Origin of the sequence: Mesorhizobium sp. M1A.F.Ca.IN.020.04.1.1 (genome assembly GCF_003997315.1) — a bacterium.
Taxonomy (GTDB): domain Bacteria; phylum Pseudomonadota; class Alphaproteobacteria; order Rhizobiales; family Rhizobiaceae; genus Mesorhizobium.
The window spans coordinates 1-24147 of sequence record NZ_RZSN01000001.1; the positions used below are offsets into that span (position 1 = coordinate 1).

23 protein-coding genes, 1 tRNA gene, 1 pseudogene and 1 riboswitch are annotated in these 24147 nt (G+C 63.8%); of the genes and pseudogenes, 13 read left to right on the forward strand and 12 right to left on the reverse strand.

The annotated features are described in order from the left end of the window. Window positions 1-61: 61 nt before the first annotated feature. Complete coding sequence (locus EOA49_RS00005; RefSeq protein WP_066996757.1) at window positions 62-580, reverse strand: GcrA family cell cycle regulator; 519 nt, start codon at window positions 578-580, stop codon at window positions 62-64. A 357-nt stretch (window positions 581-937) separates the two neighbouring features. Here EOA49_RS00005 and EOA49_RS00010 point away from each other — a divergent pair, with 357 nt between their 5' ends. From EOA49_RS00010 to EOA49_RS00020, 3 genes are all read left to right on the forward strand, one after another. Further along, on the forward strand, window positions 938-2137 hold the full coding sequence (locus tag EOA49_RS00010) for an aspartate aminotransferase family protein (protein WP_067322728.1): 1200 nt from the start codon (window positions 938-940) through the stop codon (window positions 2135-2137). 15 nt (window positions 2138-2152) lie between these two features. Next, window positions 2153-3064 (forward strand): ornithine carbamoyltransferase, encoded by a 912-nt coding sequence (gene argF / locus EOA49_RS00015; RefSeq protein WP_095799366.1) that lies wholly within the window; start codon window positions 2153-2155, stop codon window positions 3062-3064. Window positions 3065-3172: 108 nt separating this feature from the next. After that, the gene (locus EOA49_RS00020; protein ID WP_127239715.1) at window positions 3173-4204 is read left to right on the forward strand and encodes an Hsp33 family molecular chaperone; all 1032 of its coding nucleotides are present in this window, start codon (window positions 3173-3175) and stop codon (window positions 4202-4204) included. Between the two features lie 52 nt (window positions 4205-4256). Here the strand turns inward: EOA49_RS00020 and apaG are convergent, their stop codons facing one another. Then, window positions 4257-4649, reverse strand: a complete 393-nt coding sequence (gene apaG / locus EOA49_RS00025; protein ID WP_066996767.1) for a Co2+/Mg2+ efflux protein ApaG — start codon at window positions 4647-4649, stop codon at window positions 4257-4259. A gap of 218 nt (window positions 4650-4867) precedes the next feature. On the opposite strand from apaG, the gene EOA49_RS00030 reads away from it, so the two are divergent. Next, window positions 4868-6013, forward strand: a complete 1146-nt coding sequence (locus EOA49_RS00030) for a ceramide glucosyltransferase (RefSeq protein WP_127239716.1) — start codon at window positions 4868-4870, stop codon at window positions 6011-6013. A 41-nt stretch (window positions 6014-6054) separates the two neighbouring features. On the opposite strand, the gene EOA49_RS00035 is transcribed toward EOA49_RS00030, so the two are convergent. Continuing rightward, window positions 6055-7245 (reverse strand): O-succinylhomoserine sulfhydrylase, encoded by a 1191-nt coding sequence (locus EOA49_RS00035; protein WP_095832208.1) that lies wholly within the window; start codon window positions 7243-7245, stop codon window positions 6055-6057. 56 nt (window positions 7246-7301) lie between these two features. Continuing rightward, window positions 7302-7379, reverse strand: a riboswitch (SAM riboswitch). Between the two features lie 135 nt (window positions 7380-7514). On the opposite strand from EOA49_RS00035, the gene EOA49_RS00040 reads away from it, so the two are divergent. Continuing rightward, entirely contained in the window at window positions 7515-8609 is a 1095-nt protein-coding gene (locus tag EOA49_RS00040) for a 2'-deoxycytidine 5'-triphosphate deaminase (protein WP_067322878.1), read from the forward strand. Between the two features lie 87 nt (window positions 8610-8696). Further along, complete coding sequence (locus tag EOA49_RS00045) at window positions 8697-9464, forward strand: ABC transporter substrate-binding protein (protein ID WP_127239717.1); 768 nt, start codon at window positions 8697-8699, stop codon at window positions 9462-9464. Window positions 9465-9513: 49 nt separating this feature from the next. On the opposite strand, the gene araD1 is transcribed toward EOA49_RS00045, so the two are convergent. The 4 genes from araD1 to chvE form a co-directional block, all read right to left on the reverse strand. Continuing rightward, window positions 9514-10503: an AraD1 family protein gene (araD1, locus tag EOA49_RS00050; protein ID WP_066996775.1), complete on the reverse strand. Its 990-nt coding sequence runs from the start codon at window positions 10501-10503 to the stop codon at window positions 9514-9516. Window positions 10504-10711: 208 nt separating this feature from the next. After that, window positions 10712-12004, reverse strand: a complete 1293-nt coding sequence (gene mmsB, locus EOA49_RS00055) for a multiple monosaccharide ABC transporter permease (RefSeq protein ID WP_066996778.1) — start codon at window positions 12002-12004, stop codon at window positions 10712-10714. Further along, window positions 12001-13536 (reverse strand): multiple monosaccharide ABC transporter ATP-binding protein, encoded by a 1536-nt coding sequence (gene mmsA, locus EOA49_RS00060; RefSeq protein WP_127239718.1) that lies wholly within the window; start codon window positions 13534-13536, stop codon window positions 12001-12003. Before mmsA ends, mmsB begins: the two co-directional genes overlap by 4 nt. A 188-nt stretch (window positions 13537-13724) precedes the next feature. Further along, window positions 13725-14795 carry a multiple monosaccharide ABC transporter substrate-binding protein gene (gene chvE / locus EOA49_RS00065; RefSeq protein WP_066996783.1) on the reverse strand — a complete coding sequence of 357 codons (1071 nt, stop codon included), beginning with the start codon at window positions 14793-14795 and terminating at the stop codon, window positions 13725-13727. Between the two features lie 293 nt (window positions 14796-15088). On the opposite strand from chvE, the gene EOA49_RS00070 reads away from it, so the two are divergent. Further along, the gene (locus EOA49_RS00070; RefSeq protein ID WP_067322751.1) at window positions 15089-16078 is read left to right on the forward strand and encodes a LysR substrate-binding domain-containing protein; all 990 of its coding nucleotides are present in this window, start codon (window positions 15089-15091) and stop codon (window positions 16076-16078) included. 122 nt (window positions 16079-16200) lie between these two features. Here EOA49_RS00070 and EOA49_RS32450 read toward each other — a convergent pair whose 3' ends face one another. Beyond that, window positions 16201-16656: a hypothetical protein gene (locus tag EOA49_RS32450; protein ID WP_164746664.1), complete on the reverse strand. Its 456-nt coding sequence runs from the start codon at window positions 16654-16656 to the stop codon at window positions 16201-16203. A gap of 233 nt (window positions 16657-16889) precedes the next feature. On the opposite strand from EOA49_RS32450, the gene EOA49_RS00080 reads away from it, so the two are divergent. Beyond that, a complete protein-coding gene (locus tag EOA49_RS00080; protein WP_127239720.1) occupies window positions 16890-17363 on the forward strand; it encodes a hypothetical protein in 474 nt (157 codons plus the stop codon). 88 nt (window positions 17364-17451) lie between these two features. Here the strand turns inward: EOA49_RS00080 and EOA49_RS00085 are convergent. Continuing rightward, window positions 17452-17525 (reverse strand) — tRNA-Gly (locus tag EOA49_RS00085). Between the two features lie 392 nt (window positions 17526-17917). Between EOA49_RS00085 and EOA49_RS00090 the strand changes: the two genes are divergently transcribed. The 3 genes from EOA49_RS00090 (at window position 17918) to EOA49_RS00100 (ending at window position 19799) form a co-directional block, all read left to right on the forward strand. After that, window positions 17918-18652 carry a hypothetical protein gene (locus EOA49_RS00090; RefSeq protein WP_127239721.1) on the forward strand — a complete coding sequence of 245 codons (735 nt, stop codon included), beginning with the start codon at window positions 17918-17920 and terminating at the stop codon, window positions 18650-18652. Beyond that, the gene (locus EOA49_RS00095; RefSeq protein ID WP_127214398.1) at window positions 18631-19386 is read left to right on the forward strand and encodes a glycosyltransferase; all 756 of its coding nucleotides are present in this window, start codon (window positions 18631-18633) and stop codon (window positions 19384-19386) included. The genes EOA49_RS00090 and EOA49_RS00095 overlap by 22 nt, the downstream gene beginning before the upstream one ends. A gap of 149 nt (window positions 19387-19535) precedes the next feature. After that, window positions 19536-19799, forward strand: coding sequence for a DUF6460 domain-containing protein (locus EOA49_RS00100; protein WP_127239722.1), 264 nt, complete (start codon window positions 19536-19538; stop codon window positions 19797-19799). An 11-nt stretch (window positions 19800-19810) separates the two neighbouring features. Here EOA49_RS00100 and EOA49_RS00105 read toward each other — a convergent pair whose 3' ends face one another. Then, on the reverse strand, window positions 19811-20713 hold the full coding sequence (locus EOA49_RS00105; protein ID WP_127239723.1) for a histone deacetylase: 903 nt from the start codon (window positions 20711-20713) through the stop codon (window positions 19811-19813). A gap of 123 nt (window positions 20714-20836) precedes the next feature. Between EOA49_RS00105 and EOA49_RS00110 the strand changes: the two are divergent. Next, window positions 20837-22176 (forward strand): annotated as a pseudogene (locus EOA49_RS00110) (MATE family efflux transporter). Here the strand turns inward: EOA49_RS00110 and EOA49_RS00115 are convergent. Together EOA49_RS00115 and EOA49_RS00120 are read right to left on the reverse strand one after the other, a co-directional pair. Further along, complete coding sequence (locus EOA49_RS00115; RefSeq protein ID WP_127242852.1) at window positions 22169-23248, reverse strand: quinone-dependent dihydroorotate dehydrogenase; 1080 nt, start codon at window positions 23246-23248, stop codon at window positions 22169-22171. The pseudogene EOA49_RS00110 and the gene EOA49_RS00115 overlap by 8 nt on opposite strands. Then, window positions 23245-23592: a DUF952 domain-containing protein gene (locus tag EOA49_RS00120; RefSeq protein WP_127242854.1), complete on the reverse strand. Its 348-nt coding sequence runs from the start codon at window positions 23590-23592 to the stop codon at window positions 23245-23247. The genes EOA49_RS00115 and EOA49_RS00120 overlap by 4 nt, the downstream gene beginning before the upstream one ends. Window positions 23593-23702: 110 nt before the next feature. On the opposite strand from EOA49_RS00120, the gene EOA49_RS00125 reads away from it, so the two are divergent. Then, entirely contained in the window at window positions 23703-24140 is a 438-nt protein-coding gene (locus tag EOA49_RS00125) for a hypothetical protein (RefSeq protein ID WP_066996874.1), read from the forward strand. The last annotated feature ends 7 nt before the right edge of the window (window positions 24141-24147 follow it).

Sequence of the window (24147 nt, forward strand, 5' to 3'; positions counted from 1 at the left end):
GCTATTCGCTATTCGCTATTCGCTATTCGCTATTCGCTATTCGCTATTCGCTATTTGCTATTCACCGACTCCGCCGCCGCTCCGCCGCCGGCTGGAACGCCACCCTTGCATGGTATTTGCAGTACGGCCCGGTTTCGCCAGCGTCGTTGCCGCAGAAGCTGAAGTCTTCCGACAGCGGATCGCCGTTGGGCCACTTGCAGGTGCGCTCGGTCAGCTCGACGAGCTGCAGGTTGCGCGAGATTGGCACGACAACGTTCTCGACCGGGCGGATATAGTGGCGCGCCACCGGCTCCGCCTCGAACTGCACCTGCAGAGCGGTGGCGCCGATGGAGGCCGTCACATGACGGGCTGCGCTGGCGGCACGAGCCACGGACTTCTGCATAGAGGCGCCCTGCGTGGCCTTCTTCTGCCGTGCCGGCGCCGCGGTCGCGCGGCCGCGGCCCGACAGTTTCAGGCGATGCACCTTGCCGATGACGGCATTGCGGCTCACACCGCCGAGCTGCGCGGCGATCTGGCTGGCGCTGAGACCCTCCGACCACAATTTCCTGAGAAGTTCGACTCGCTCGTCAGTCCAGTTCATGAGACCGCGCTCCTGCTGAGGCGTGCGGCGGTCAGAATCCTTTCCCGAGCCGGCTCTCGCCGGGCAAACGACACCACATGTACCGGGTGATTAGATCCGCCGCACGAAATCTAGTTATTTCTCGACTACAATTACCTTATGCGCTGACTCGGTGACAAGAGTCCCCAGGGCAACACCGATTCGGTTTTTACGGTTTTCCCCAACTTGCCCAACCGCTGATGGGCCGGCGTGGCGCTGGAGCCTTGCCGCGCGCTTCTGCGCGACCTTTTCGTTGACTTCATGGCCGAAAAACATGATAAGCCGCAAAGGCCGCCTCATTGGCGGCTTTTTTGATTTCCGGTTCCGGAGACGCATATAATGAGCGGTTCGGCGCTTTACGAGACTTTTGCTCGCGCACCCCTGGCCTTCGACCGCGGGGAGGGGACCTGGCTGGTCACCGACAAGGGCGAGCGATATCTCGACTTCGCCGGCGGCATCGCCGTGAACTCGCTGGGCCACAGCCATCCGCATCTGGTCGCGGCGCTCACCGGGCAGGCGGCCAAGCTGTGGCACGTCTCCAATCTCTACGAGATCCCGGAGCAGCGCCGGCTGGGCGAAAGGCTGGTCGATGCAACCTTCGCCGACAAGGTGTTCTTCACCAATTCGGGCGCCGAGGCTCTGGAATGCGCCATCAAGTCGGCCAGGCGCTATCAGTTCGTCAAAGGCCATCCGGAGCGGTTCCGCATCATCACTTTCGAGGGCGCCTTCCACGGCCGCACGCTGGCGACGATCGCCGCCGGCGGTCAGTACAAATATCTCGAGGGTTTCGGTCCGAAGGTCGAGGGCTTCGACCAGGTCGCGTTCGACGATATCGATGCCGCCGAGAAGGCGATCACACCGGAAACCGCGGCTATCCTGATCGAACCGGTGCAGGGCGAGGGCGGCATCCGCCCGGTGCCGACGCAGTCGTTGAAGCGGATTCGGCAACTCTGTGACCGGCATGGCCTGCTTCTGATCTTCGACGAGGTCCAGTGCGGCATCGGGCGCACCGGCAAGCTGTTCGCGCATGAGTGGGCGGGCGTCACGCCTGACCTGATGGCGATCGCCAAGGGCATCGGCGGCGGTTTTCCGATGGGTGCCTGCCTCGCAACCGACGACGCGGCGGCTGGCATGACGGCCGGCGTGCACGGCACCACTTTCGGCGGCAATCCGCTGGCGATGGCGGTGGGCAACGCCGTGCTCGACGTCGTGCTGGCCGACGGCTTCCTCGAGGACGTTCAGCGCAAGGCATTGCTGCTGAAGCAAGGACTGGCGGCGGTCGCCGACGAATTTCCCGAGGTCATCGAAGGCATCCGGGGAAGCGGGCTGATGCTAGGGCTGAAATGCGCCATGCCCAACGCCAAGGTTAACATGGCGCTGCGCGACCAGCACTTGCTTGCGGTGCCGGCGGGCGACAACGTCATCCGGCTTTTGCCGCCGCTCACCGTCACCGACGAGGAGATCGGGGAGGCGCTGAAACGCATTCGGTCGGGCGCCAAGGGCCTGACCGACGCGATTACGGCCGAAGCCGCGAAGTAGTTCTGGAATCTGCCGATGAGCGTTCGTCACTTCACCGACCTGTCCGCCGTTTCCGCAGGCGATCTGCGCGTCATGCTGGACGATGCGATGGCGCGAAAGACCAGGCTCAAGGCCGGCGAGCGTTCGAAGCCGCTCGAGGGCAAGGTGCTGGCGATGATCTTCGACAAGCCTTCGACGCGCACGCGCGTTTCCTTCGACGTCGGCATGCGCCAACTCGGCGGCGAGACCATCATGCTGACCGGCACCGAGATGCAGCTCGGCCGTTCTGAAACCATCGCCGACACCGCCAAGGTGCTGTCGCGCTATGTCGATGCCATCATGATCCGCACCACCTCGCATGACCGGTTGCTGGAACTCACCGAAAACGCGACCGTGCCGGTGATCAATGGGCTGACCGACGATACCCATCCCTGCCAGCTGATGGCCGACATCATGACCTATGAGGAGCATCGCGGTCCGGTGGCCGGCAAGACCTTCGCCTGGACAGGTGACGGCAACAATGTGCTGCACTCGCTTCTAGAAGCCTCGGCGCGGTTCCGCTTCAACCTCAATGTCGCCGTGCCGGAGGGCAGCGAGCCGTTCGAGAAATATGTCGACTGGGCGAAGGCCAATGGCGGCAAGGTGAGGTTTGCCGGCTCGGCCGAAGAGGCCGTCGACCAGGCCGATTGCGTCGTCACCGACAGCTGGGTGTCGATGGGCCAGGAGCATCGCGCCCGCGGCCATAACGTCTTCCTGCCCTACCAGGTCAACGCCGCGCTGATGGCGAGGGCGAAGTCCGACGCGCTTTTCATGCACTGCCTGCCTGCGCATCGCGGCGAGGAGGTCACCGACGAGGTGATCGACGGACCGCATTCGGTGGTCTTCGACGAGGCCGAGAACCGGCTGCACGCCCAGAAGGCGGTGCTGGCCTGGTGCCTGGGCGCTTGACCGGGGTCGACTTGATCCGCGCCAACTTGATCCGGGGATGTGTGATGCCTATTTGCGGGCCATCACTGAAATCGAACGCGCTTCGACCCATGCCGCCTGGAAAGCGGGATGGATGCGCCCCGGAGTTTTGTCATGCTGGAAACGCTTTCCTTGGCTGAGCATCAACCCAAACTCGGCGAATTCGGCTTCGCAGGCGACGACCATGTCGTGCCTTACGAAGTAGCGCCCCTGGATGTGCGCGGCCGCACGGTGCAGCTCGGGCCGATGCTCGACGCCATTCTCAGCCGCCACGATTATCCCGAGCCGGTCGCGCGCCTGCTGGCGGAGGCCTGCGTGCTCACCGTGCTGCTCGGCACGTCGCTGAAATTCGAGGGCAAGTTCATCCTGCAAACCCGCACGGACGGACCGGTCGACATGCTGGTGGCGGACTTTACCACGCCGCATTCGTTGCGCGCCTATGCGCGCTTCGACGCCGACCGGCTGCAGGCGCTGATTGCCTCGGGCGAGATCTCGCAGGAGAAGCTGCTCGGCACCGGCGTCCTGGCCCTGACCATCGATCAGGGCGCGCACACGCAGCGCTATCAGGGCATCGTCCAACTCGACGGCACATCGCTGGAAAAAGCCGCGCGCACCTATTTCCGCCAGTCGGAGCAGATCCCGACCGATCTGAGGATGTCGGTTGCGAAGCTGGTGACCCCGGGCCCGGGCGGGGCCCGCGAGCAATGGCGCGCCGGCGGTATCCTGGCGCAGTTCCTGCCGCAGGCGCCCGAACGCATGCGCGTGCCCGACATTTCGGGCGGGGATGGCGATCCGCGAGACGTGGCGCACGAACCGGCCGACAATTCCTGGCGGGAACTCTTGGCGCTGCTCGGCACCATCGAGCCGACCGAGCTCATCGATCCGACGGTGGGTGCCGAGCGGCTGCTCTACCGGCTGTTCCACGAGCACGGCGTGCGCGTCTTCCGCGGTGTGCCGGTCGCCGATCAGTGCTCCTGCTCGCGCGACAAAATCCGAGGCATTCTCGAAGGCTTCTCGGCCGAGGAGATCAAGGACTCGACCGAGGACGGCGGTATCCATGTCGCTTGCGAGTTCTGCTCGACGCAGTACGACTTCGATCCGGCGGAGTTTGCGGCGGAGTGAGAAAGCTCCGGCTCCTCGCCCCCGCTTTGCGGAGGCGGGGAACTCGAGTTCTTTAATTCACCGTCCTTTTCGTCCCCGGCATATCGAGCGAGAAAGCCGGAATGGCGACGTCGAACGTTTCGCCGCGGCCGTTGCGCATCGTGTAGTGGCCGACCATGATGCCGGATGGCGTCGAGAGCGGGCATCCCGACGTGTACTGATAGCTGTCGCCGGGGTTGAGCTCCGGCTGGTCGCCGACCACGCCCTCGCCGCGCACCTCTTCGACTCGGCCACGCCCGTCGGTGATGTGCCAGTAGCGCGACAGAAGCTGCACGAACTCGTCCGACCGGTTGTCGATCGTCACCTGGTAGCCCCAGACATAGCGGTTTTCGGACGGATCGGAACGGTCCTCCAGATAGAACGGCCTGACCTGCACTTCGATGTTGCGCGTCACGGCGCGATACATGAGCCACTCCGGTGCCGCAGGGAACATTTTACCGCGCTTCGCGGTTCTACCTCCGCGGCGTCGCCAGCCTGCCGGCTTTTCCACCGCAAGTGCCGACAAACAATGTCATTTAAGTGACACATGACAATGTTGGTGTGCACAAACCGTGCGGGCGACTCGGGCGCTTTGTCGAGTGATGAAACGGCCTCGGGCGGCCTTTCCGGAGTGACCAGATCTCGATGGAACTGACCCTCGCAGCCGCCTTTGCCTCCTCGGCCCTTCTTTTTTCCAACCTTGCCAGCATCCTGCTCGCGTCGTCGCGGCTGAAGCCCAGGCGGGTCATTCCTCCGCCTTCCAGCAAACAGCCGCCTGTCTCGATCGTCGTGCCGTCGCGCGGCGTGGAGCCGTTCACGCAGGAGACGCTCGACCGCGCCTTCTCGCTCGATTGGCCGCGCTACGAAATGATCTTCTGCGTCGCGCACGCCGAAGATCCCGTGGTCAAGCTGATCAACGCCGCCATCGCGCGCTTTCCGAATGTTCCGGCGCGGCTCCTCGTCGGCGATGACAGGATCAGCGCCAATCCCAAGCTCAACAACTGCATCAAGGGCTGGCAGGCGGCGCGGCACGACTGGGTGATCCTCGCCGATTCCAACGTGCTGATGCCCAAGGACTATGTCCAGCATCTGATGGCGGCCTGGGGACCGGACACCGGCCTCGTCTGCTCGACGCCGATCGGCTCGCGGCCGGACGGTTTCTGGGCCGAAGTCGAATGCGTCTTCCTCAACACGCTGCAGGCGCGCTGGCAATATGCCGGCGAAGCGCTCGGCCTTGGCTTCGCCCAGGGCAAGAGCATGCTGTGGAACAAGCCGATGCTGGATGCAAATGGCGGCATCCAGGCTTTGGCCGCCGAAATCGCCGAGGACGCGGCGGCGACCAAGCTGGTCAACAGCCTTGGCCTTGGGGTCAATCTCGTGGCCGCGCCCTTCGAGCAGCCGCTCGGCCAGCGCACGCTCGCCGAAATCTGGTCGCGCCAGGCGCGCTGGGCGCGGCTGCGCCGCGTCACCTTCCCATTGTTCTTCGCGCCCGAAATCCTGACCGGTGTGGTCGCGCCGCTGCTTCTGGCGCTGATCGCGGCGGCAAGCGCCGGTGTCAGCCTGCCCGCGACCGCGCTCTGCGTGCTGGCGATCGCCTATGTGCCCGAATGCATGCTCGCCTGGTCCAAGGGCTGGTATCTGTCGCCGCGCAGCGTCACCGCGATGATCGTGCGCGACGTGATGCTTCCCGCCATCTGGGCGCGCGGCTGGCTTGGCGGAGCCGTCGAATGGCGCGGCAACGCAATGACCATCCGCAACAGCGGGATGACTGAACTCGAAGAGATTGCTTGAGCCTGCTGCGGCTCAAGCGCGCTCTTTGCAGCCGTGGCGGTTCATTCCTTCGCCGCCTTGAGCGCCTGTTCGATGTCGGCGAGCAGGTCGTCGGTATCCTCCAGCCCGACGGAGAGCCTCAGCGTGCCTGGTCCGATGCCGAGCTCGGCGCGCGCCTCGTCGCTGAGGTTTTTGTGCGTCGTCGTCGCCGGATGCGTGATCAGGCTCTTTGCGTCGCCGAGGTTGTTCGAGATCAGCACGATGTCGAGCGCGTTCTGCAAGGCGAAGGCCGCCTGCTTGCCGCCCTTGACGTCAAGGCAGATCAGCGTCGAGCCGCCCGACATCTGCTTCCTGACGATATCCGCCTGGGGATGGTCGGCCCGGCCCGGATAGATGACGCGGGCGATCTCCGGCCGGCCAGCCAGGAAGTCCGCGATCTTGCCGGCGCTTTCGGTCTGCTGGCGCACGCGCAGCGGCAGCGTCTCGAGGCCCTTCAGCAGCGTCCATGCGTTGAATGGCGACAGGCTCGGGCCGGTGTGCCGGAAATAGTCGTGCAAGTTCTCGTCGATCCACTTCTTGTCCGACAGGATGACGCCGCCGAGGCAGCGGCCTTGTCCGTCGATATGCTTGGTCGCCGAGTAGACCACGATATGGGCGCCGAGCTGCAGCGGCTTCTGCTGCAGCGGCGTGGCAAAGACGTTGTCGACGATCACGCGTGCGCCGATCGAATTGGCTAAAGCGGCGACAGCGGCGATATCGACCACTTCCAGCGTCGGGTTGGTCGGGCTTTCCAGGAAGAACAGCTTGGTGTTCGGCCTGACCGCTTTTTCCCAATTGGCAATGTCGGTGCCGTCGATCAGCGTCGCCTCGATGCCATAGCGCGGCGCCAGCGTCTCGACCACCCAGCGGCAGGAACCGAACAGGGCTCGCGCCGCAACGATGTGATCGCCGGCCTTGACGCTGCAGAGCAGGGCGGCGGACACGGCGGCCATGCCGGAAGCGGTGGCACGTGCGTCTTCCGCGCCTTCCAGCGCGCACATGCGCTTCTCGAACATATCGACGGTCGGGTTGGCGTAGCGCGAATAGATGAAGCCGGGTTCCTCGCCCTTGAAGCGGGCCTCCGCTGCCTGGGCCGTCTCGTAGACATAGCCCTGGGTGAGATACATCGCCTCGGCGGTCTCGCCGAAGCCGGAACGCAGCGTCCCGCCATGCACGAGTGCCGTCTGAGGTTTCCAGTTACGCGTCTTGGTCATCGCCCTGCTTCCAAACACAAAAAAACCGGCCGCGACGTCGCAACCGGTCCATACGGCCTTGCGGCCCGACGGTCCTTTAGCGACTTGTTTAACGTGGCTGCAAGCCGACCGGCCAAATCACCACGGGATAACGACCCTTTAGACCTCGCCCGCGCTTGCGTCAATTGCCGGCTTGATTAAGAGGTTTGTACCAGGCAGCCTCAGCAAAAGTGTCCCGCGGTTTTGCGACAGGAAACTGCGACGACAATGACTTCGCCCGGAGCCAGACATTGCGGCAGACAGGCATTCTTCCCGATCAGGACATCGCGGCGCTCTTCCAGTCGGGCGCGCTGAAGTCGCCGCGCGCGCTCGACACCAACCAGATCCAGCCGGCCAGCCTCGATCTCAGACTTAGCGACAAGGCCTTTCGCGTGCGGGCTTCCTTTCTGCCCGGTCCCGATCATCTGGTGGCCGACAAGCTGGACCGGCTGAAGCTGCATGAGATCAACCTTGCCGAGGGCGCGGTGCTGGAGACGGGCTGCGTCTACATCGTGCCGCTGCAGGAAAGCCTGGCGCTGCCGGCGGAAGTCTCGGCTTCGGCCAACCCGAAGAGCTCGACCGGACGGCTCGACATTTTCACGCGTGTCATGACCGACCGCGGCCATGAGTTCGATAAGATCGCCGCCGGCTATCACGGCCCGCTCTATCTCGAGGTCAGCCCCCGCACCTTCCCGATCGTCGTGCGCGCCGGCTCGCGCCTGTCGCAGATCCGCTTCCGCACCGGCAATGCCGTGCTGTCGGAGAATGAGTTGCGTGACCTCCATCACGCCGAGATGCTGGTTGCGACCGAGCCGCCCAACATCTCCGGCGGCGGCATTGCGCTCTCTATCGATCTCGACGGCGACAAGGACGGCCTGGTCGGCTATCGCGGCAAGCACCACACCGGCCTCGTCGACGTCGACAAGCGCGCCGCTCAGGATGTGGTCGACTTCTGGGAACCGCTCTACAAGAGCGGGGCCGGCGAGCTCGTGCTCGACCCGGACGAGTTCTACATCCTGGTCTCTCGCGAAGCCGTGCATGTGCCGCCGCTCTATGCCGCCGAGATGACGCCTTTCGATCCGCTGGTCGGCGAGTTCCGCGTCCACTATGCCGGCTTTTTCGACCCGGGCTTCGGCCATTCCGCCGCCGGCGGCAGCGGCAGTCGCGCGGTGCTTGAAGTGCGCAGCCACGAGGTGCCGTTCATCCTCGACCACGGCCAGATCGTCGGTCGCCTCGTCTACGAGCATATGCTGAAGCGCCCGCAGGCGCTCTATGGCAGCGAGCTGGGCTCCAACTATCAGGCGCAGGGGCTGAAGCTCTCCAAGCATTTTCGCGCCGCGCGCTGATCGCCCAACCAGGCTGTGCTTGCCCGGCCTGGCGCGCCGTGCTTGGCTGCGTCTGACCAGGTAGCAACTGAACCCAAGGGGATGAAAATGCAGATATCCAGATGGATCCTGTCGGCCGCGGCCGCCGCCATGCTGGCGCTCGGCGTCGGTTCGGTAGACGCGGCCGAAAAGATCAAGATCGGCACCGAGGGCGCCTATCCGCCCTTCAACACCATCACGCCGGACGGCAAGGTCGAAGGCTTCGACATCGACATCGCCAATGCGCTCTGCGCGCAGATGAAGGTCGAATGCGAGATCGTCACCCAGGATTGGGATGGCATCATTCCGGCCCTGCAGGCCAAGAAATTCGACGCCATCATCGCCTCGATGAGCATCACCGAGGAACGCAAGAAGCAGGTCGCCTTCACCCACAAATACTACACCACGCCGCTTGCGCTGGTCGCCCTGAAGGACGCCGACATCGCCTCGACCGAGCCGGCCTCGCTTGCCGGCAAGACGGTAGGTGCCCAGGCCTCGACCACCCAGGCCAACTACGTCCAGGACGTCTACGCCAAGGCCGGCGCCGAGGCGAAGCTCTACCCGACCCAGGAAGAGGCGGTCACCGATCTGCTCAACGGCCGGCTCGACGCCGTCATCTCGGACAAGTTCGTGCTGGTCGACTGGATGAAGAAGGCGAGCGACGGCTGCTGCAAGCTGGTGGGCGACGTCAAGGGCACCGAGACCGAGGCCGGCATCGCCGTGCGCCTGGAGGACACCGCCCTGCGCGACCGCCTCAACGCGGCCATCGACGCCATCGTTGCCGACGGCACCTACAAGAAGATCCAATCGAAGTATTTCGATTTCGATATTTATTGAGGTTGAAGCTGCCAATCTCCCCCCTCGTGGGGGAGATCACGCTCTAACCTCACAGCGCCTTCACCGCCACCTTCACTGGCTTCTCGATCTCGAGCGGGTTGCGCAGCGGCAGGCCGAAATCCTTGGCCTCGATCTCGAACGTGTCGCCTTCCTCGGTCCTGACGCCGTCTGCGAACGAGAGTGTGGCGGTGCCGAACATGTGCACATGCACGTCGCCCGGCTGGCGGAAGGCTGAATATTTGAAATGGTGATGCTCGAGATTGGCGATGGTGTGCGACATGTTCGCCTCGCCGGACAGGAACGGCTTTTCCCAAAGCACTTTGCCGTCGCGCCAGATTCGTGAAGAGCCCCTTATGTCGGCGGGCAGCTCGCCGATCAGGATTTCCGGTCCGAACGAGGCGTTGCGCAGCTTGGAATGGGCGAGGAACAGGTAGTTCACGCGCTCGGTCACATGGTCGGAAAACTCGTTGGACAGCGTGAAGCCGACGCGGAACGGCGCGCCGTCGTCGCCGATGACATAGATGCCGGCGATCTCCGGCTCCTCGCCGGCGTCTTGCGCGAAGGCCGGCGACATCAGCGCGGCACCGGGCGCCACCGCCATGGTGCCGTTGCCCTTGTAGAACCATTCCGGCTGCACGCCGATCTCGCCCTTGGCCGGCTTGCCGCCCTCCAGCCCCATGCGGAACATCTTCATGGAATCGGTGAGCTGCTCCTCGCCGTCGCTGAGCTTCTTGTGCATGGAATCGCGTGTCGCGGCGGAGCCGAGATGTGTAAGCCCGGTGCCGGTAAGGTGGAGATGCGCGGGGTCGGGATGGTTGATCGGCGACACCAGGCGTCCCTTCTTGTAGACGGCGTCGAGGTCGACCGTCTCGCCATAGCCCTTGCGCTCGATCAGCGCCTCGAGCCCGGTGCCGGTGCGGGCTGCCTCCATCGCCAGCGAATAGACGCTGCGCGCGCCGTTGATGATCCGGGTCTTGCCGCCGCTGCGGGCAACGACGCGGATCGTCTCGGCGTCATCGAGGATCTGGGAAATCAGCATGATGAACCCTCTCTCTTTTGCCTTGGCCCGGCTGCCGATTGGCAAGCCCTGACCGGCGCGGCCCGGAACCGATCCGCGCCACGGTTGAAACTCTTCGTCCGGATTGCACTCGCGAGCCTGGTCCTTCCAGGACTTCTTCGCGCCGACGGGTTGCCGGCAGCTTCGCGATCTAGAACCCGTATGCCTCCTTAGTCCTTGCCTCCGGCCTCTACGCCTTGTTCTTGTTGTAGACGTCGAAGATGACGGCACCGAGCAGCACCAGGCCTTTGACCACCTGCTGCCAGTCGACATTGACGCCCATGATCGACATGCCGTTGTTCATCACGCCCATGATGAAGCCGCCGACCACGGCGCCGATGACCTGTCCGACACCGCCCATCGCCGAGGCGCCGCCGATGAAGACGGCGGCGATCACGTCGAGCTCGCTGCCCAGACCGGCGGCCGGGACGGCCTGGCCGAGGCGAGCGGCGATGATCAGGCCGCCGAGCGCCGACAGCACGCCCATGTTGATGAAGACGAGCAGCGTCAGCCTTTCGGTGTTGATGCCCGACAGCTGCGCCGCCTTGGCGTTGCCGCCCATCGCATAGATGCGGCGGCCGATGGTCATGCGCTTGGTGACGAAGACGAACAGCGAGATCAGCACGCCCATCACCAGAAGCACCACCGGCAGGCCCCTGTAGCTGGCGAACTGGAAGACCAGGAACAGCGCCAGCGCGCTGCCGACCAGCGTCTTGACGACGAACAGCGGGAAGGGCTCGGCCTCATAGCCATGCCGTTCGCGCTTACGCCGTGTTCTGAAGCCGAAATAGGCATAGGCGAGCACCGCGACCAGACCGAGCACGATCGTCGTCATGTGCAGCGTAAGGCCGCTGCCGACGATGGTCTTGCCGGCGGCATTCACCGTCGGCGGAATGAGCGTCAGCGGGCCGATGACGTCGGGGATGAAGCCGGAGCTCAACGCCTTGAAGCTGTCGGGAAGCGGACCGACCGAGGAGCCGCCGCCAAGCAGTGCCTGGCAGATGCCGCGGAAGATCAGCATGCCCGCCAGCGTCACGATGAAGCTCGGTATTCGGTGATAGGCGATCCAATAGCCTTGCGCCGCGCCGATAAGCGCACCGACGATCAGGCAAACGATCGAGACCACCAGTGGATTGCTGAATATACCGAGCGGCCAGATGACCATCATCATTGCGGCAAGCGCGCCGATGAAGCCGGCGACCGATCCCACGCTGAGGTCGATATAGCCGGCGACGATCACCAGCAGCATGCCAAGCGCCATCACGATGATGAACGAGTTCTGCTGCACCAGGTTGCTGAGGTTGACCGGTTTGAACAGCGTGCCGGACGTCGTGTACTGGAAGAACAGCATGATGACGATCAGCGCGATGATCAGTCCGTATTCGCGCAGGTTCGTCGTCAGCGCCGAAACGGCGACACGCGGACCATGCTTGACGTCTTCGGCGACGCCGCTCTGCGGCGCGGGAGCGCTTTCTGTGCTCATGAGGCTTTTTTTCCTTCTCCCCGAACGATGGCGCGCATGATCTTTTCCTGGCTGGCGTCGCTTGCCGCCATTTCGCCGACGATACGCCCTTCGTTCATGACATAGATGCGGTCGGTGATGCCGAGCAATTCCGGCATTTCCGACGAGATGACGACGATTGCCTTTCCCTCTGCGGCGAGGCGGGCGATGATCGTGTAGATTTCGTACTTGGCGCCGACGTCAATGCCGCGCGTCGGTTCGTCGAGGATCAGCACTTCCGGGTCGGCGAACAGCCATTTCGACAGCACCACCTTTTGCTGGTTGCCGCCCGAAAGATTGCCGGTCAGCTGATAGACGCTTGATGCGCGGATGTTGGTCTTGTTGCGATAGTCGTTGGCGACGCTCATCTCGCGCATGTCGTCGATGACGCCGCGGCTGGAGACGCCTCCCAAATTGGCCAGCGTCACGTTGTGCTTGATGTGGTCGATGAGGTTGAGGCCAAAGGTCTTGCGGTCCTCGGTGACATAGGCGATCCGGTTCTCCACCGCCTTGCTCACCGTCGAAAGATCGAGAGGCTTACCCCTGAGCAGGACCTCGCCGCTGATATGCCGGCCATAGGAACGGCCGAACAGGCTCATCGCGAATTCGGTGCGGCCGGCGCCCATCAGCCCGGCAATGCCGACCACCTCGCCCTTGCGCACATTGAGGTTGACGTTCTTGATCACCTGCCGCTCGGCGTGGATCGGATGGTACACCGACCAGTTCTTCACTTCGAAAATAACCTCGCCGATCTGGGGCTCGCGCGGCGGGTAGCGGTCGTCGAGCGAGCGGCCGACCATCGAAGTGATGATCCGGTCTTCGCTGATGTCCTTCCTGGGCAGGGTCTCGATGGTGCGCCCGTCGCGGATCACCGTCACCTTGTCGGCGACGCGGTTCACCTCGTTGAGCTTGTGCGAGATCAGGATCGAGGTCATGCCCTGGCGCTTGAACTCGAGCAGAAGATCGAGCAGCGCCTGGCTGTCCTTTTCGCTGAGCGAGGCGGTCGGCTCGTCAAGGATCAGCAGCTTCACTTCCTTGCTGAGCGCCTTGGCGATCTCGACCAGTTGCTGCTTGCCGACGCCGATATTGGTGATCAGCGTCTTGGGATCTTCCTTCAAGCCGACTTTGTCGAGCAGGGCCTTGGTGCGCTTCTCGTTGGCGTTCCAGTCGATGACGCCGTAGCTGGCGTGCTCGTTGCCCAGGAAGATGTTTTCCGCGATCGACAGCATCGGCACCAGGGCAAGTTCCTGGTGGATGATGACGATGCCGATATGCTCGCTGTCATGGATACCCTTGAAGTGGCATTCCTGGCCGCGAAAGACGATCTCGCCTTCATAGGTACCGGTCGGGTAGACGCCCGACAGCACCTTCATCAGCGTCGATTTGCCGGCGCCGTTCTCGCCGACGATGGCGTGGATTTCTCCTTCCTCGACGCTGAGGTTGACGTTCGACAGCGCCTTCACGCCGGGGAACGTCTTGGTGATGTCGCGCATCTCCAAAATCGTCGAGCTCATCAGGAATTCCGCTCCCTGGCGCATGCCTGCCGTTTCCGGAAGGCGTTATGCGCGAAATCAACATACTGCAGTCTGGCTCGCGCCGCGATGGCGCATGGCGCTGCAGAAGCCGGCAAAAACAATACCGGGGTCGCTTCTGAACGAAAAGGGGCCCTGCGTCGCGCAGGACCCCTCCCTTAAAGGCTGGATTACTTCAGCTCTTCGGCCTTGATGTAGCCGGAGTCGACGACCAGCGCCTTGTAGTTCGACTTGTCGACCTCGTGCGGCGTCAAGAGGATCGAGGGAACGACCTTGACGTCGTTGTTGTAGGTCTTGGTGTCGAGGCCGTCGGGCTTGCCGCCGGAGAGCACCTTGTCGACCAGCTGCACGGTGGCCTTGGCCAGCTCGCGGGTGTCCTTGAACACGGTCGAATACTGCTCGCCTGAAATGATCAGCTTGACCGAGGCGGTCTCGGCGTCCTGACCGGTCACGATCGGCCAGGGCTGAGCATCCGTGCCGTAGCCGACAGCGCGCAGCGAGGCGGTGATGCCGCGCGACAGGCCGTCATAGGGCGACAGAACGCCATCGACGCGGCTGCCGTCCGAGTAGTTGGCCGAGAGCAGGTTGTCCATGCGGGCCTGGGCGGTGGCGGCGAGCCAGCGCAGCGTGCCGACCTTGTCCATGCCCATCTGGCCGGACTTGATCTTGATCGAGCCGTCGTCGATCAGCGGCTGCAGGACCGACATCGCGCCGTTGTAGAAGAAGAAGGCGTTGTTGTCGTCGGGCGAGCCGCCGAACAGCTCGACGTTCCACGGCTTGGTGTTCGGGAAGCGCTCCTTGAGGCCCTTGACCAGGGAATTCGCCTGGATCACGCCGACGCCGAAATTGTCGAAGGTGGTGTAGTAGTCAACATTCGGGGTCTTCTTGATCAGCCGGTCATAGGCGATGGTGACGACGCCTGCGTCATTGGCCTTCTGCAGCGCATCGGCCATGGTGGTGCCGTCGATCGAAGCGATGATCAGCGCTTTCGGGCCTTTCGTGATCTCGTTTTCCAGCTGGCTGAGCTGGTTCGGGATGTCGTCCTGCGCGTATTGCAGGTCGACCGTGTAGCCCAGCGCTTCGAGCTGGGACTTGACGGCGTCGCCGTCGTTGATCCAGCGCTGCGAGGTCTTGGTCGGCATCAGCACGCCGACGAGACCCTTGTCGGCGGCGTGCGCCGAATAGGTCGTGGCGGCAATGCCAAGGGCCGCGACGGCGGCCAGCGTCTTGATGATCTTCACATTTACTCTCCCTGGTTGATGGACGCGACACCTCGGGGCTTCGCGGGCCGCGCAGTCGAACAGGAGCGCAGTCGCGCCTCTGTCGGCTTTATCGATCTCCGGTATCCTCCCAATCGGCCCCGCGACGCAGTTTCAATCGATACGATTTTGCTCGTTGCCGATCGCTGCGTCTCGGAACGCGCGAAGGGTGTGTCCCTTTGACATAACTGTCAAATGCGATCTTTGCTGGTTGCTATACCGAAACTGGTATGATTTAGCGTAGAGCAGAGAACTGCCGGAGAGGCTGGGAAATCATGGCGGCGCTGCGCGATCCTGATGCGATTTCAGGGAGTTACGAGAAGCTTCCGGGGGACGGCGAAACGCTCCTGCGCAGCGGCCTGAGCCTGCGCCATATGCGAATGATCGCCGCGCTCGACGATCACGGACGGGTGAGCGCCGCCGCCCAGGTGATGAATATTTCCCAGCCGGCGGCCTCGCGCATGATCGCCGAGATGGAGGCGGTGCTCGACGTGAAATTGTGCGAGCGGCTGCCGCGCGGCGTGACGCTGACCCCTTACGGTCAGGCGCTCGCCAGGCGCGCCCGCTCGATCCTGCTCGAAATGCGCGAAGCCGACCGCGAGATTTCGGAACTCAAGGCAGGCAAGGGCGGCTCGGTGTTTCTCGGCGCCGTGACTGCGCCGGCGATCGAACTGGCGGTGCCGGCGATTCGCGAGATCCGCCGCATCTATCCGCGCATCGAGATCACCATGCAGGTCGAGACCTCGAACGTGCTCGCTCGCGAGCTGATCGCCTCCCGCCACGACTTCATCATCGCCCGCATCCCCGATGACCTCAATCCGCGGCTGTTCGAATCGCGCGTCATCGGCATCGAGAAGGCCTGCCTGATCGTGCGCCGCGGCCATCCGCTTGCCGGCGGCGGGATGGTCGGCCTGGAGGAGACGGCTGCCTATGATTGGGTCTTCCAGTCCGGCGGCTCGCCCCTGCGCCAGGCGATGGAAAGCAATTTCTTGAACCGCAACATCCCGCTTCCCGACCGCATCCTCAACACCTCGTCGCTGCTCTTGACGCTGGTAATGGTGGCGCAATCTGACGCCATCGCCCCCGTTTCGGTGCAGGTGGCCAAGTTCATCCAGAGCGGCGACGGGCTGTCCGGAGCGATCGATGTCGTTCAGACCGAGTTCGACATCGAGGTCCGGCCCTACAGCCTGATCACGGTCAGGAACCGGGCGCTCTCGCCCGCCGCCAAGATGCTGCACGACTTCATCCTGCGCGAAGTGGGGTAACGGAACGAGAATGCTACCTGTGCGTTCAAACAGATCGGCAGTTCGCTGGAGCCCGTTTGGGTGAGGGAACCACCTGCCGATGCTGAACTATCGGGAGGTCTTTGATGGAACGTCGCTTGTTTCTAACTGGAATGCTTGGCGTTGCGGGGGCAGCGGCAATTGCAACCCTGGCTGGCCCCAATAGGGCGGTTGCCGGAATTCCAAGCGGCAACGGAATTCTCGATGAACTCGATAAGCCCGATACCGCCGTCTTCGAGGATGGAGACGAACGTGCTGAAGTGGAGCAGGTTTACCATCGTCATTGGCATCACGGCCGTCGCCGCCGCAGACGGCGCCGCGTTTGGAGACGTGTTTGCCGCCGCTACTGGCGTCGTGGCCGCTGGCGTCGCCGCTGCTGGCGCGAACGTGTTTGGATTGGCTTTTGGCTTTAGGGGTCCATAGCGGTTCAGCTTTGGATAAGAGCCGCTCACCCGCAGTAAAGAACTGTTTTTACGGAATTCCGGACCGAGACGTGGTCCTGGATTGCTCAACCGGTCCAGAGCCGGCCGCCGCAAGGTGGCTGGCTTCTTTTTCGCCATAGTTCGCGCGGCGATCCTCTTCTAGGGCCCAAGCCCCTCGCCTTTCGAGCGGCTCTTTCGTTTGCGCGCTTTCGCCGAACGAGGTGGCTCCCTTCGGAGTGCGGTCAAAAAGCACGTTGATTTTCCAGTCCCCCTGCTGTTGAGAGGATGCGGGCAGTTGGGCGATCTGGATGTTCGATGTTTTCAAAGCTGCCTGTTGTTAACCATCGCAATGTTAGCCTTGGTCTCGCCGGATGAGCGAGGTCACCAATATGCACGCCGATCTGCCGCGCGCGCGGGTTAAGCGGAGGCTGGTAGCCAGGGCGCTAGCGTTCCTCGCCGCCGCCCTGACAACGCTGCCCGCAGATGCCGAAACGGTGCAGGAAAATCCCGGCGGTCAGATCGTGATCTTCGCTTTGCACGTCGCCGAGCTGCGCGCCGCGAACGAGCCTGTGGAATTCGACGGTGCCTGCGACAGCGCCTGCACGCTCTATCTGTCTTTGCCCGCCGAGCAGCTTTGCATCACGCCGCGTGCATCCTTCGGCTTCCATCTGCCTTACGGCGTCGGCGCCCATGAGAACGCAATCGCCGCCGGGTACCTGATCTCGCAATATCCCGACTGGGTTCGCCTGTGGATCGAGGAACGCGGCGGCCTGTCGCGCACCATCGTGCGGATGGAAGCCGCCGAGGCCGCAAAGCATCTTCCCCTCTGCGGCGTGCTGGCCTGACCGGCAAGCGGCAACGATCGCATTCGCCATCGGCCGCCTGAGGACGCTCTGCCAGATCGCTGCGACCGCGCGGCACTGTAGCGAGGGATGGAGCGGGTAGCGGGAATCGAACCCGCGCGTTCAGCTTGGGAAGCTGACAGGCTACCATTACATCATACCCGCGCAACAGCCTCGTTACCATGATGGCCCCGCATCTAGCAATCGGCGATACATTGAAAGCCGAGAGCCATCCACCGGCGCTTTGACGCCGCGCCACAACATGGTAATGGCTCAGGGGTTAAGGGTGGGGACCCAGCTTGAAAATCAATGTTCGGAAGAGGAAGCGAGCCTCTCGCTCCGGAAAAGCCTTTGCTGTGGAAGATCTCGGATTCCTGCTGAGGCTTCCTGTTTTTGTATTCGTCTCTCTTTTCGTGCCTGAGAAGAGATGGCGCAGTGTCTGCCTTTGGCTGGAGCGGCTGAAACGGGCGCCTGAGTCTCGGCGCGACGTTGGTGACCAACCGGATCTTGCCGCCTTTGGCATAGCCGGCCGCGAGGACCGGCTCCGGGTCGACGCGATGCGCAGCGAACACAACATCCAGATCGTCCGCGAGTGGCTCGTCGGCTGGCGACCCGAGATCGAACTCCTCGGCGCCGAGCATCTCGATGCGGCGCGCGAACAGGGCCGTGGCGCCGTCCTGTGGATTGCGCATTTCGCCTTCAATGCGCTTGCGGCGAAGATGGTTTTCGCCAAAGCCGGCTTCGATGTCTTCCATGTCAGCAGGCCCGAGCACGGTTTCTCGAAATCGCGCTTCGGCATCCTGTTCCTCAACCCGATCAGAACCGGCGTCGAGCTCAGACATGCCGCGGGCCGTATCGTGATCGACCGCGCCAATCCCGCCGCCAGCATGAACGAGGCGAGGCGGTTGCTTCGCCAGGGCAAGTTTGCGTCCATCACCGCTGGCGCCTGGGAGGGTGAGTTGCTCGTGCGTGCGCGAATCGGCCAGTCGGCCATTGAATTTGCGGGCGGCGCGCCCCGGTTGGCCAGGATCGCCGGCGCTCCCCTGCTGCCGGTCTTCGTCGTGCGTGACGACAGCACAGGCAAGATACGGGTGACTGTGGAAAATCCGATCGATCTTGATCGCAGCCAGGACAAGGCCGAACTGATCCAGAGCGCCGCGCAAGACTTCGCCGATCGGCACCCGGCCTATCTGAAGGCCAGTCCCCACCAGTGGCGCGACTGGGGCAAGTTGAAGGCTCACCAAGGCACCTTGATCGAGACGGAAGCCGGATGCCTCTCTTCAGCATTCTGATCACCGACGACGGCAGCGAGCACGTTTCCGGGCTCGTTGCCGAAAACATCCACTCGCTCACGGCTGCTCATCCGGGCGAAGAGCACCGCCTGTTCCGGGAAGCGGCGTTGGCGGAGTTCATTTCGACGCATTTCGGAGCAGAGGTGCTTTCGGCTTTCAGGACGCTGCGACCTTATTCCTACAAGGCGGACCTCGCCAAATATTGCCTGCTCCATGAGCAAGGCGGCCTTTATGCCGATCTCTCCTATTTCTTCCTGCGCGGAGTGCCGCGCGCCGATGGAAAATTGTCGATCTTTCGCGATTTCCTCAGCTCGACCCCTTGGGACACCAGCATCGGCGTTGTTGCCGCGCCGCCTCGCCACAAGGCGCTCGCCAAGGCGATCGAGCTTGTCTGCGCCAATGTGAAACGGGAATATTACGGGCCGACTGCGCTCTGCCCCACAGGCCCGACCTTGTTCGGCAAGGCCGTCGCGCTGACCTGCGAACCGGAAGACCTTATCGTCGGCGAAGCCCTCAGGTCGGTGCCGTCTGCCGCGCCTCTTCAGCCGTCCGCGGATTTCGGCCATTGCCTCAGCCATGATGGCGAGCCGGTCGCGATCAAGCGTAAGCGGGGCGGCAAGCCGATATCGCACCTCGGTATCGGCGGCGGCAACCGCTACAACAGGCTGTGGCGCTCCAGGGAAGTCTACCGCGACCGGCCGCTTTGGGCCCGCATCTTCCGGTGGAGAATCTGACCGAGCGAGCCACGTGTGCCGGCCGGATCGGGCTATCAAGGCCGCCGGCACAATAGCTTCGCGCGCGGCCTTCGGCTTGATGCCGGGTATCCGAGTGCGTATTTCTGAGGTCGCGCCCCGAATCGGGCAGCTCGAACCGGAGAACGGCCTTGTCCGCACTGACACGCTTTCTCGGCGATACGCCACTCAGGGTGGTTGTGAAGCTGCTGGTGGTTTCCTTCCTTGTCGGCCTCGTCATGCACGCTTTCGGCTGGTCGCCGATGGACGTGCTCTACGGCATCCGCCAGTTCTTCATCGACCTGTGGAATCTCGGCTTCCATACTCTCGACCGCTTCCTGGGCTATATCCTGCTCGGCGCCGCGATCGTCGGGCCCGCCTTTATCCTGCTCAGGATTGCGAGCTACAGGAAGTAGCCTGGCGAGCGTCAGGCATACGCGGCCGCGACCTCGAACAGAATGGCGTGGCGCGCGGCAAGCGCCGGCACGTCGCTCGAATAGCCGCCGCCGATGACGCCGCATAGCGGGACGTCGGCCTTGCGGAAATGGCTGATGACCAGCTCCTCGCGGCTGCGCAGGCCGTTGTCGGTCAATGTCAGCCGGCCAAGCCGGTCCTCGGCATGGACATCCACGCCGGCATTGTAGAACACGATGTCCCAGCGCCGCCTTGCGCAAAGCTCTGGAAGAATGGCGCCGAGCCGGTCGAGATAGGCAGCGTCGCCGGTGCCGTCCGGCAGCGCGATATCGACATCGGAGGCGATCTTGCGCGCCGGATAATTGCGTTCGCCATGCATGGAAAAGGTGAAGGCGCGCGGCTCATCCTTCAAAATGTCCGCCGTGCCGTCGCCCTGATGCACGTCGAGATCGACGACCAGGATGTTTTCGACGGCGCCCTCCGCAAGCAGGACCAGGGAAGCCACGGCCACGTCGTTGAAGGTGCAGAAGCCCGCGCCTTGGGCACGCCTGGCATGGTGGCTACCGCCGGCGGCGTTGCAGGCTATGCCGTGTTTCAGCGCCAGCCGCGCCGCCAGCACCGTGCCTGCCGTTGCTAGCTGCGCTCTCAATGACACGCGCTGGCTGACCGGGAAGCCGATCTCGCGCTCGATCTTTTCAGGCACCTCGCAAGTGAGCACCTGGTCGACATAGCCGGCCTCGTGCGCGAGCTTGAGCCACGCCGCCGGCGCCCGTTCCGGCATCGAAAGCGCTCCCGCTGCTGCCAGCCCGCGGCTGTGCAAAGCCTCCATCAGCAACGGATATTTGCTCATCGGAAAGCGGTGATTGACGGCAAAGCCGGCGTCGTAGTCGGGATGGTGGACGATCTGCAAAGGCATGATGGGGCGGCCTGCGCCAGAGCTGGAATTCGGTTGGCCGTCACCCGATGGCGATTGCGCGGCAGCGGCAAACTGGGGCACATCGGCCGTTCTAGCAAGCCGCAATGAGCAAGGCAGCAATCCTTGGACAAGGGTGCGACCCACATCAACGCCGGGACCTTCATCGTCACCAACCGGTCGGTGCTGGCGATCGCGGTGCCGATGACGCTTGCCTATCTGACGACGCCGCTGCTCGGCATCGTCGACACCGCGGTGATCGGGCAGTTCGGCGATGCGGCTCTTCTCGGCGGACTGGCGGCAGGCGCGCTGGTCTTCGACGTCGTCTTCACCACCTTCAACTTCCTGCGCTCCGGCACCACCGGCCTCGTCGCTCAGCTTTCGGACGCGGCGATCCGCTGGAGGAGCAGGCGGTGCTCTGGCGGGCCGTGCTGATCGCGGTCGTCGCCGGCGTGGTGCTTGCAGCACTTGCGCCGCTGTTTGCGGTAGGCGGCCAGTGGTTCATGGGCGCCGAGCCGCGTGTCAGCGCGGCGATGTCGGTCTATATCCGCATCAGGCTCATTGCCGCGCCCTTCTCGCTCATCAACTATGCCATCTTGGGCTACGTGCTGGGGCGTGGCGAGGGTGGGATAGGGCTGATGCTGCAGGCCGTGCTCAACGGCATCAACATCCTGCTCTGCTTCCTGCTCGGCCTCGAGCTCGGCTGGGGCGTGGCGGGCGTTGCCTGGGCGACCGTCACCGGCGAGTTCCTGGCCATGCTGCTCGGCCTTGCCATCGTGCTGAGGCGGTTCCGCAAGCTGGAGCGGCCGTCGCGCCGGCGCATCCTCGACCTGCCGGCTTATCGGCGCATGCTGTCGCTCAACCGCGATATCATGATCCGTTCCTTCTCGCTGCTTGCCGCCTTCGCGCTGTTCACCAGGCAGGGCGCGCAGTTTGGCACGGTGACGCTCGCCGCCAATGCCGTGCTGATGAACTTCTTCCTCGTCGCCGGCTATTTCCTGGACGGCTTTGCCACCGCAGCCGAGCAATTGGCAGGCCGCGCCATCGGCGCGCATGCGGCCGCTCCTTTCCGGCAAGCCGTCCGGCTGACGCTGATCTGGGGCGTTGGCCTGGCGGCGGTCGCCAGTCTTATTCTGCTGACGGCCGGCGCACAGCTGGTGGCGATGGTGACAACCGCTCCGGAGGTCCGCGCGGTCGCCGACATTTATCTGCCCTGGGCCGCCTTCACCGCGCTGAGCGGTGTGCTCGCCTTCCAGATGGACGGCGTCTTCATCGGCGCTACCTGGTCGCGCGACATGCGCAACATGATGCTCCTGTCCTTCCTGGCCTTCGCCGCGGCGCTGATCACGCTGGCGCCCGCCTTCGGCAACAACGGCCTATGGGCCGCGCTGCACGTCTTTTTGCTGGTGCGGGGTTTCAGCCTGCTTGCGGTGCTGAGGCTCAGGATGCGCACGGCGTTCAGCTGATCGGCTTTGAAGCCCAGCGCTCGCAAGCCGAGTCGCGCAAATCCTGGATCGAGCCAAGCCGCTCGCGCTCCACAAACCGCGCCATGCCGGCAACGATGCGGCCGGGCAGCGCCGGGCCGGCATAGATCATGCCGGTATAGAGCTGGACGAGATCGGCGCCGGCGCGGATCTTCTCCAGCGCGGTTTCCGCCGAGTCGACGCCGCCGACCCCGACGATCGTCACTTGTGGGCCGAGCAGCTTGCGCATCCGGGCGAGTACCGCCGTCGAGCGCTCGAAAAGCGGCTTGCCTGACAGCCCGCCGGCTTCGCCGGCCAGACTTGCGCTGCGCAACCCGACCCGGGCAAGCGTCGTGTTGGAGACGACAACCCCGTCGATCTTTTTCTCGATGACTTCGGCGGCGATGTCTTCCAGTTCCGCTTCAACGAGGTCCGGCGCGATCTTGAGGAAGATGGGCGGCTGAACCGACGCAGCCGCGCGCGCCGCCACCACGCGCGACAGGAGTTCGCCCAGTTGCTCGCGCGCCTGCATGTTGCGCAGGCCCGGCGTGTTGGGCGAGGAGATGTTGACCGTCAGATAACTGGCATGAGCCGCGAAGCGGGCGACGCCGCGCTCATAGTCGGCAATGCGGTCGGCGCTGTCCTTGTTGGCGCCGATGTTGACGCCGACAATACCCGGCCGCCCTTTGCGCGCGGCAACCCGTCTTTCGGCGGCCGCATGCCCTTCATTGTTGAAGCCCAGCCGATTGATCACCGCTTCGTCGGCGGTCAGCCGGAAGATGCGCGGCCTCGGATTGCCGGGTTGCGGCAGCGGCGTGATGGTGCCGACCTCGGCGAAGCCGAAGCCGAGTTTGAGCAGCGCGTCCGGCACTTCGGCGTTCTTGTCATAGCCGGCCGCCATGCCGAGAGGGTTCGGAAAATCGAGCCCGCAGACGCTGACCTCGAGCCGCGCGTCGCGCGGGGGAGGCGAGGCGGCCGGCAGGCCGCAGCGCAAAGCCGCGATCGACAGGCCATGCGCCGTTTCCGGGTCGAACGAGAAAAGCAGCTTTTGGCCGATCCGGTCGAGCACGCTCATTCGTCCTCCAGCGGCGGGAATTCGTGGCCGTCGGCGCCGAGCGGCAACGGCTTCACCCAGAGCACGGCGTCGAGGGCGAGCGCGGCGTAGAGATGCGGGAACAGGGCGCCGCCGCGCGACACCTCGTATTTCAGCGCGTCGCCCAGCTTTGCCGCGTCGACAGCGATGAGAAGCAGGTCCGCCTGGCCGGCGAAATGCTTGGCCGCCGTCTCGCGCACTTGAGTTGCGGTGGAAAAGTGGATGAAGCCGTCGGCGATGTCGATCGGCGCCCCGGTGAAGCGGCCGTTCCGTTCCGCTTCGCTCCACATGGCTTCAGGCGCGATCTTGTAGATAAACTGAGACATTGGCGCGCTATAGTCCGAACGATACATGGGGGAAAGGGTGCTTGCGAACTCTTCCCCATTTCAGGCGCAAACCTGTGATATTGTTCGCACAACGGCTCATGGAGGATAACATGCGTCTGCAGCACATTCTAATCCCGGCGGCGCTTTGCTCGCTGGTCGCCGCATCGGCCTATTCCGAGGAGACGGACCGCTATCGGCTCGAAAAGTCCGCCAACGGCTATGTCCGCATGGACACCCAGACCGGCGCCATGTCGATCTGCGAGGAGCGCTCCGGCCAGCTCGTCTGCAAGTTGGCCGCCGACGAGCGCTCCGCCTTCCAGGACGAGATCGACCGGCTGCAGAGCACGGTGAAGGCACTCGACGAGCGCGTCGCGAAGCTCGAGAACTCGCTCTCGGCCCGGCTGGAGTCCCAACTGCCGAGCGAGGAGGATTTCAACAAGACGATGAGCTACATGGAGCGCTTCTTCCGCAGCTTCATGGATATCGTCAAGGACATCGACAGGCAGGAAGGCGACGGTGGCACGAAGCCCAGCCCGCAAAAGACCTGAGCTCCCG